This window comes from Coleofasciculus sp. G2-EDA-02, assembly GCF_040226375.1.
Taxonomy (GTDB): Bacteria; Cyanobacteriota; Cyanobacteriia; order Cyanobacteriales; family Coleofasciculaceae; genus Coleofasciculus.
Genome location: NZ_JAVKEW010000026.1, coordinates 1 through 9162 on the forward strand (window position 1 = coordinate 1; position 9162 = coordinate 9162).

Here is a 9162-nt window from a genome sequence, read left to right on the forward strand (position 1 = left end):
TAGGATGCAGGGCTTGTAAAAAGCTAGCACATCGAGTACTAGCTTTTTACTTGGGGGAGTCCATGTATCCCCACCCTACTCCACTTCGTTCCGCTGAGGATGGGGTTCTATAGCTCCCCCTCTCCCCCCACGTTTCGATAGCTAGATCAGATCACGATAGTATCGTACCCTGATCACAAAGGGATAATTGATTGGGTAGGGGCACGGCAATGCCGTGTCCTATTATCACCATCGTAGTGGTATGGCAAACCTTAATTTGATAGATTGCCTCATACCCGCCATGGCTGTCATGGGATTCTGCTCCTCAATTCTGCGCCAAGGAAACTTAGGGTACACTCTAAAAGTCGTGTTTCTAGATTCGTAACTACATCCACCCGCCTGATTTAATTTCTTACACTAACGTTATGCGCTCTACCCTAAAGACGCCAACATCGTCTCACGCTTGGCAGGATTTGCCCTTGGCTCAAGTGCCAGACTCTCTACAACTGGATAACATTAAAACCCAGTTGGACTTAATCTTGATGGCGCTGGAAGCCCTGGCGGGTATTGGTTCTGAAGCAATGCTGCAAGCGGCGGCTGACTTGAATTTAGAGTCAGTGGTGTCCGATCGCGTCGGGTTATGGCGTCTGCGTCAGTCTAACCCCCAGCGTAAAAGTTCAGGGGGGCGCAAAAAATTGGATGTGGAAGAAGCGCGATCGCTCGTTTTGATTATTTGCCACCTAGCTAAACAGCATCAGGAACTCATTCGTCGGGCTCTAGCCCTTTTGGAACAAATGACTGAACAAAATAGTGAACCCCATCGTACTGCTTTGTTAGGAGATTATCTCGATACATTTATCAACACCTATCAGGAACGGATGGAGCAAAGAGACAATGTATCCATGGATTTACTCAATCAACTGGCATTCAAACTACTAATTGATTTACTCTTTTACAGTGATTCTCATGGTCATCGGCGTCTCTGGTTAGCTTTATTAGGTTCAGCGTCTGCGTAGGGGCGGGTTTTACTACTATCATTTTCTTTGCACCTGGATGTAACTAAACCCGCCCCGACTAAGTGCGAAAATTTTGTGTCAAATAACTAATGACAAATGACGAATAACAAATGATAATGCCTAGCTCAGTTCTACACCGCTATACTCCACCCACTTGTACTCTAGAAATTGTGGCAAAAACTTCACCCTTATCGCGATGGGTGGGGAAATCTGTTGTGAAGGACTTACGTTTTGAGTTGCATTTTGACGATCCTCGACAGCCTGATGAAAAGCTGATTACCATAAAAGGCGATCGCACGGAACTTGATGTCTTATATGAGGCAGTTAGCCAATACATACAAAACTTCCTCAACGCTTCTTCCCAACCATTACCCTGGACTAAATTAACGCCTTCTGTACAACCTGATCATCCAGACGAATCCAAATCTATTGCCCAACACTCAACCTCTCCTATCTCCTTAGTTTCCTCGGCTCAACCTCAAGAAACTCAAGAATCTGAAATACCATTCACCAAGTTACAACCCTTAAAACCCTGGACGCTACCCTTAGGCATTACCCTAAAACCCAAAGGGTTAGTTACCCATGAATTAGTTCTCGGTCAACTAGCAAACGAAGACTCTGGATCAGTAGTGTACTTAAGTGTCCTACAACTATTCGATTTAGCCACAGCTTTAGATGACTATGCGGCAGAAATTTTAGCCTTACCCAATCTTAATCGCGCCAGTACCGCCAAAGTCCTACCCCTTTGGACAAAAGCCGCCGCCGCCCTCGTCTTAGCCGTAGGATTAACCACGGCGGGTGTGAGATGGTTCAATCAATCCCAATTAACTCAGCAAACCGCAACCTCAACCCCCAATCAAGCCTCAGATTCAGCCGAAGAAGTCCCCTCAAACCTGGCTCAAGTACCGCCACTACCCACAACCTCACCCTTACCTTCGCCGCCTGCGCCGATTCCGACTCCAACCATACCGCCCTCCTTAGCCAACGCTCCCACATTACCTCCCCCCCAACCCGTTCAACCCCCAACACCATCGGCTCAAAGTTCATCGCCAGCACCAGTAATCCAACGTCCAGAAATTTCCATCGCGCCTCCACCCCAGCGCCCTCCTGCTCAACCCGCGCCGAGTACAGCCGCATCTCCCACTCCACCCCCTACCCAGCCCAGTCGCCTTCCAGCGCCCCCTAGCAATACCCAAAGGTCACCTAGTTCGACCCAAATACCCGCAACACCCCCACCTCTGCCCGTATTTCCCCCTCTTGATGTCACTCCGGCTACACCGGAACTCCCAGGAGCGACAAGTCGTTCGCCTGTTCTCACCCCTCCTCCTTCTCTCTCAATAGAGACAGAGCCAACCGAGTTGGGTAACACTGATGAAGTAGCGAGGGATAGACTCTTTGACACAATTCCCCAAGTCGCACAGGCGAGAAACTATCTGCAACAGCGATGGCAACCGCTAGAGGACTTGACAAAAGCGCTAGAGTATCGGCTATTTATCGCCCCAGATGGTTCCATTGAACGGATTATTCCTCTGGGAGGAGCCTCACAAGTTCACATTGAACAAACCGGTATTCCGTTAGTAGGCAAACCGTTTGTTTCACCCGTTGAAGGAGACAGGAATCCCATAATTCGGGTTGTACTTAATCCAGATGGTCAAGTTGAGACATTTTTAGAGCCAATGCGATGAAAGAAACACAGATGATGGTATAGCTGTCTTGACACTAATCCTCAAAATAATCCCAATTCAACCCTTTGTATATGTTTGACTATCCGAAATGGAACTATACTATGGGGAATTGGGAATGGGAAAACCCCACACAGGAGAATTCCCTCATTCCCATTGCCCACTACCTAAACTACAATGCGCGTTTTACTCCTTTATCCCCAGTTTCCCAAGTCCTTCTGGTCTTTTGACAAAGCCATCGAACTGGTTGGACGCAAGGTGACTCTGCCGCCTTTGGGTATGATTACAGTGGCAGCGATATTGCCTCAGACTTGGGAATTCCGTCTGGTAGACCGGAATGCGAGGTTAGAAACTCAAGCAGATTGGGATTGGGCAGATTTGGTTATTGTATCCGGGATGATTGTCCAAAAACCTGATTTGTTGCATATCATTCGGGAAGCCAAGCGGCGCGGGAAGACAGTTGCAGCCGGAGGTCCCTACTTTACCTCTGTACCCGATACAGCATTACAAGCTGGGGTCGATTTTCTAATTTTGGATGAGGGGGAAATTACCTTACCCAAGTTTGTCGAAGCGCTGGAACGCGGAGAAACCTCTGGCGTATTGCGTTCTGATGGAGAAAAGCCGGATGTCACCAATACCCCGATTCCTCGCTATGACTTACTGAATTTAAGCGACTACAGTGATATGTCGGTACAGTTTTCTAGAGGCTGTCCGTTTCAGTGTGAGTTTTGTGACATTATTGTCCTCTATGGACGTAAGCCGCGCACGAAAAGCCCAGCACAACTACTCGCCGAATTACAACGACTCTATGACTTGGGGTGGCGGCGTTCGATTTTCCTAGTGGATGATAACTTTATTGGCAATAAGCGGAACGTTAAGCTATTATTGCGAGAACTTGGACCGTGGATGGCAGAACACGGCTATCCGTTCCGCTTAAGTACAGAAGCTTCCGTCGATTTGGCACAGGATCAGGAATTGCTAGATCTGATGATAGCGGCTAATTTTACGGGTGTGTTTTTGGGAATTGAAACACCGGATACGGAGAGTCTATCCCTCACCCAAAAATTCCAAAATACTCGCAACTCCCTGATGGAAGCGGTACAAACCATTAATCGCACTGGACTGCGGGTGATGGCAGGGTTTATTATTGGCTTTGATGGGGAAAAACCCAAAGCAGGCGATCGCATTATCGAGTTTGTAGAAGCTACAGCAATCCCCCAAGCCATGGTGAGTATGCTTCAGGCTCTGCCTAATACGGCGTTATGGCATCGACTTAAGCGAGAGGAGCGTCTGTTAGAAGAAGATAAGGAAGCGAATATTCACCAAGGAACCTTAATTAATTTTATCCCCACTCGTCCTGTAGAAGAACTCGCTCGCGAATATGTCAGTTGTTTCTGGGAATTGTACGAACCCCACCGTTATCTGGGGCGAGTGCATCGCCATTTCCTCCAGATGCAACCCACGCCGCACAAGCGCAAATTTAAGATACCAGACTGGATGACTCTGCGGGCGCTATTAATTATTATGTGGCGACAGGGAGTCAAGCGTTCCACTCGGTTCCAATTTTGGCGTCAATTATTCTCCATTTTGCAAAACAATCCCCGCATCTTTGAGCGTTATATCGTCAATTGCGCTCATCTAGAGCATTTTCTGGAGTATCGTCAAATTGTCCGGGATAATATTGAAGCACAATTAGCGGAATATTTAGCGGAACAAGCCAAGATTTCTGCTGAAGTGAGAGAAACCGAATTAGTCAGCTAAATTGGCGATTGGCGTGACACAGCTAAAATTGCAGATTAGATTTGACGATTGAATCGGGTACACGTCAGTCATTGGTGTCAACTTAAGCGCCAAAAGCAGGGGGAGCAATGTAGAGACGCGCCATGGCGCGTCTGACCATGGCGCGTCTCTACTTTGTTACGGGGTCTTTAAGCCTCGCCCATGACGCTTTAAGCCTCAACTAATAACGCTTTAAGCCTTGACTAATAACGCTTTGAACCTCGATTAATAACGCTTTAAGCCTTGACTAATGACGCTTTGAACCTCGCTGGGGACACTTGGAGCCTTGCTCACGACGCTTTAAGCCTCGACTAATGACGCTTTGAGCCTCGCCCCCGACTCAGGACGACAGACATAGATTCGATCAAGCTATACATGGTGCGTTACATTTCATTAACGCACCCTACAAGATCTGCGATCGCACTCTTGCTCCCCTCTCCCCATTCCCCCCATGGAATAAAAGGCGAAGCATCCCCTGGCTTCCCCGTGCAACAAAAGCGAAGCATCCCCTGGCTTCCCCGTGCAACAAAAGCGAAGCATCCCCTGGCTTCCCCGTGCAACAAAAGCGAAGCATCCCCTGGCTTCCCCCTTTTTAAGGGGGACGGGAGGGGGATCTATTGGGGGACGGGAGGGGGATCTATTGGGGGACGGGAGGGGGATGGAGAGGGGCTGGGGGTGAGGGGTTGAGCTTAAGTTGACACCCATGACGGAGCGTGCGCCCCTACAGTGGCTGGATGTTAATCTATCAAATTAGATGTGCTACAGCACTACATTAAAATATGCTTACCCGTACATAGTGTAAATGGTATCAGTTCAACCCAGTTTAGGTGAAATTGAACACCTAGACTCTAAATTATCAAAACATTTCAACAGCAAGTTAATTGTCCATGAGCAGCTTAACCGCTCCCTGGTTAGTTATCAAGCCAATAAAACTCGCTCAATATATCGGTGGTATAAGTATAAGGAAGCCTTTTCTGCTGCTTTGGTGAACTATCTATTGCAGCGTTATGGGATTAATAACGGCACAATCTTAGATCCATTCGCTGGGAGTGGTACAGCCCTATTTGTCGCGAGTGAAATGGGTATCAATGCCCAAGGAATTGAACTACTGCCCATTGGTCAAGAACTCATTACCATTCGGAAACTAATAGCCTCCCACCTTACTAATGATGATATCGTTACTTTAACCCATTGGTCAACAACACGACCCTGGGAAAAGGTTGAGAGTATCTGCTATATTCCAGAATTACGAATTACTAAAGGAGCTTATCCCGAATCAACTCGAAACGCAATTGAACAATACATGAGCGCATGGCAAGGTGAGAATAAACAAGTTCAGGCTATTTTACGCTTTGCCTTACTTTGTATTTTAGAATCAGTGAGTTACACGCGCAAGGACGGTCAATATTTGCGCTGGGATTATCGCTCCAACCGGAAACCCGGAAAGAAAGCTTTTAATAAAGGGAAAATCCCCAGTTTGGCTGAAGCAATTTGCAGTAAACTCAATGAGATTGTTGCTGATTTGCAGCCTCAGCATGAACAGCTTGAAATTTTTTCGGTAGAGAAGGAACTAGGTGAGATTAAGCTTGACAAGGGTTCATGTCTAGATTTAATGCCAAGGTTACCAGAGAGTTCATATCATGCTATTTTAACTTCGCCTCCCTATTGTAATCGCTACGATTACACAAGAACTTATGCATTAGAATTAGCATTGTTGGGCATCAAAGAGCAGGAACTATTAAACTTGAGACAACAAATGCTAAGTTGTACTGTTGAAAATCGCCCCAAAGATTTACTCCAAATTAATCCTCATTGGGAATCCGCGATCGCGGCGGCTGAGCAACAGGAATTATTACAAGCTATCTTGAACTATTTAGATGACCAAAAAGCACGGGGAATTTTAAATAACCAGGGAATTCCGCGTATGGTTCGCGGCTACTTTTACGAAATGGCTTGTACAATCGCTGAATGTGCGCGAGTTTTGAAATCTAATGCTCCCTTAATTATGGTGAATGATAATGTTCGCTATGCTGGAGCTAGTATTTCCGTGGATCTGATTCTTTCAGATTTAGCCGAAAAACTAGGATTTGATGTTGAAACTATTCTCGTTTTACCCAATGGTAAAGGCAATAGTAGTCAACAAATGGGCGCACACGGGCGAGAACCATTGCGTAAGTGTATTTATGTGTGGAGAAAATGCTGATGACAACGGATAAGCCCTATTGTCAGCATTTAAATTCTAGTGATGACTTAGTGACTCCTTATGCAGCAATTCGATCTGGTTTTGTCGCTTTAGCTTTAGAAAAAAATCGACGTGCTACACCCTTTTTCGAGCAAGCAAGAGTTTTGAAAGCGGCTGCATCTAGAACCAAAACCCCTATCGAGTTAGCTGATGTTGAAGACATACAACCAGCTTTATTAACAGCAGCAGGTGTTTCGGATAAAGCAGCGGGTTATCTAGATTCTCAAGATAAAATGGCAGCAATTCGGGGATTAATCGAAAATTTCAGGCAATGGCAGGTGAAATCTGGCGTCAGCTACAGGAAGAAACGCTGACAAATGCAGCTAACTTAACGGATGAAGATCAACTGGCTTCTATATCACGTTGGCTATGTAGTCTTTAAGTGTATCTCATCGAACTGAAAACGGCTGTGTAAGTTGAGTAACCTGTAGGATGCAGGCAAGTCGAAATGTGTTGATTCTGATTTTATTTCATAACTTAATCCTGTAGACTGATTGTCAGCCTGGGAAATTCCTGCAATTATTAAATTATTTCTTATAGTAAATATAGAATCATTTAGTTAAGGGATTAGATTACTGCTGATTCCTGACTCCTAGACTAACCTCAATTCCAAGCCTATCAGTATAAATCATGTTCTCCTTAACTCAAAACAGCTCTCGACAACGTGACATTCTAGAAGTCGTCTTCCGCAATGGTTGGGAGTACATGCGAAGACTGCTAACCGGTAGCAAGACTGACAAACCACAATTACCTCCCCCAGAGGTGCTGCGTAACGTGCTAACAGAATTGGGACCGGTTTATGTGAAGCTGGGACAGTTGTTGAGTACTCGTCCCGATTTGTTACCCGCCGATTATATTGATGCTCTCTCGGAACTCCAAGCTAGAGTACCACCTGTGGCGTGGAGTGAGGTTGAAGTGTTGCTGCGAAAACAACTACGACAACCCTTAGAAGAAACCTTTGCCAAAATTGATCCCAGAGCCGTTGCTGCGGGTTCTATTGCCCAAACCCATCGAGCTACCTTAAAAAATGGTCAGGAGGTAGCGCTGAAAGTTCAGCGTCCAGGAATTGATAAGGTTGTTCCTCAGGATATCGCGATAATTAAAAGTTTAGCCGATTTAGTCTCGCGCACCGATTTTGGACAAGACTATGATGTCGTGGCTTTGGCGGATGAGTTTGCCAACGCCCTGGAAGCCGAACTCGATTTTACCAAAGAAGCCAGCTATACTGACCAATTACGGCGCAATCTTTCCAGAAGTCGCTGGTTTGACCCAACGCAAATCGTGGTTCCCGCTATTTATTGGGAGTTGACGACACAGAAACTGATGGTGATGGAATGGTTAGAGGGTAAACCCATTCTCGAAGCCCAGTTTTCGGTAGAGCAAAATGGCGCGGATAGCAAAACTGAGATGGAACAGCGCAAAGAAATTACTACGCTGTTATTTCGTGCCTTTTTTCAGCAACTCTATGTGGATGGTTTTTTCCATGCTGATCCTCATCCGGGCAACTTATTCTACCTCCAGGATGGTCGCGTAGCGCTTTTGGACTGCGGAATGGTTGGGCGTTTAGACCCACGTACCCAACAAATTTTAACCGAAATGTTACTCGCGATCGTGGATTTAGATGCTCAACGCTGCGCCCAGTTAACGCTGCAACTGTCTGAGTCCGGTCAACCCGTACTCTTATCGCGGTTGGAAAATGACTACGATCGCATGCTGAGAAAATACTACAACCTCAGCGTCTCACAAATCAACTTCAGTGAGGTTTTTTATGAAATCCTAGAACTTGCCCGAAATAACCGAGTCCGCTTACCCAGTAATATGGGATTATATTCCAAGTGTCTAGCTAACCTAGAAGGGGTGGCTCGTACTTTTAATCCAGAGGTAAATCTCCTCGACGAAATCAAACCCTTGATGACCGATTTATTTCGGCGTCAGCTTTTGGGTTCAAATCCCTTGCAAACCTTTCTCCGAACTGCTCTGGATATCAAAAGCCTCTCGTTGCAATCTCCCCGTCAGGTGGAGTTACTTCTTGACCGAATCACCTCAGAAACCTTAAAGTGGAATATCATAATTCGAGATATTGACCCTCTGCGCCGCAGTCTGGATGATTCAGCCAATCGGCTTTCATTTAGTATTTTGGTAGGGTCTTTGATTATGGGTGCAGCGATTATCTCGACAGGAGCGCAAACAAGTCAGCTTTCACTGTTGAGTAATGTCCTATTCGGTGTTGCCAGTTTTTTAGGATTGTGGTTAATTGTCAGCATTCTTAAGTCAGGACGATTGAAGTGAACAGTTAACAGTTAACAGTGAACAGTCAACAGGGAACAGTCAACAGTCAACAGAAAAAGAGTAATAAGCTATAGAAATTTTCTCCCCCTGCTCCCCCTGCTCCCCCTGCTCCCCCTGCTCCCCCTGCTCCCCCTGCTCCCCCTGCTCCCCCTGCTCCCCCTGCTCCCCCTGCTCC

6 protein-coding genes and 1 pseudogene are annotated in these 9162 nt (G+C 46.3%); all 7 read left to right on the forward strand.

What is annotated here, in order from left to right; genetic code table 11:
• The first annotated feature begins 404 nt into the window (after nucleotides 1–404).
• Entirely contained in the window at nucleotides 405–995 is a 591-nt protein-coding gene (locus RLO19_RS02920; protein WP_446353686.1) for a DUF3038 domain-containing protein, read from the forward strand.
• Between the two features lie 110 nt (nucleotides 996–1105).
• Entirely contained in the window at nucleotides 1106–2680 is a 1575-nt protein-coding gene (locus RLO19_RS02925) for a DUF4335 domain-containing protein (protein ID WP_446353688.1), read from the forward strand.
• Between the two features lie 174 nt (nucleotides 2681–2854).
• The gene (locus RLO19_RS02930) at nucleotides 2855–4438 is read left to right on the forward strand and encodes a B12-binding domain-containing radical SAM protein (protein ID WP_446353690.1); all 1584 of its coding nucleotides are present in this window, start codon (nucleotides 2855–2857) and stop codon (nucleotides 4436–4438) included.
• Between the two features lie 820 nt (nucleotides 4439–5258).
• Nucleotides 5259–6659 (forward strand): DNA methyltransferase, encoded by a 1401-nt coding sequence (locus tag RLO19_RS02935; RefSeq protein WP_446353691.1) that lies wholly within the window; start codon nucleotides 5259–5261, stop codon nucleotides 6657–6659.
• Nucleotides 6632–6964: pseudogene (locus RLO19_RS02940) on the forward strand (AvaI/BsoBI family type II restriction endonuclease); the annotation flags it as partial. The gene RLO19_RS02935 and the pseudogene RLO19_RS02940, both read left to right, overlap by 28 nt.
• Nucleotides 6965–6969: 5 nt before the next feature.
• Nucleotides 6970–7080, forward strand: coding sequence for an AvaI/BsoBI family type II restriction endonuclease (locus tag RLO19_RS02945; RefSeq protein ID WP_446353693.1), 111 nt, complete (start codon nucleotides 6970–6972; stop codon nucleotides 7078–7080).
• A 248-nt stretch (nucleotides 7081–7328) separates the two neighbouring features.
• A complete protein-coding gene (locus RLO19_RS02950) occupies nucleotides 7329–8987 on the forward strand; it encodes an ABC1 kinase family protein (protein ID WP_446336526.1) in 1659 nt (552 codons plus the stop codon).
• The last annotated feature ends 175 nt before the right edge of the window (nucleotides 8988–9162 follow it).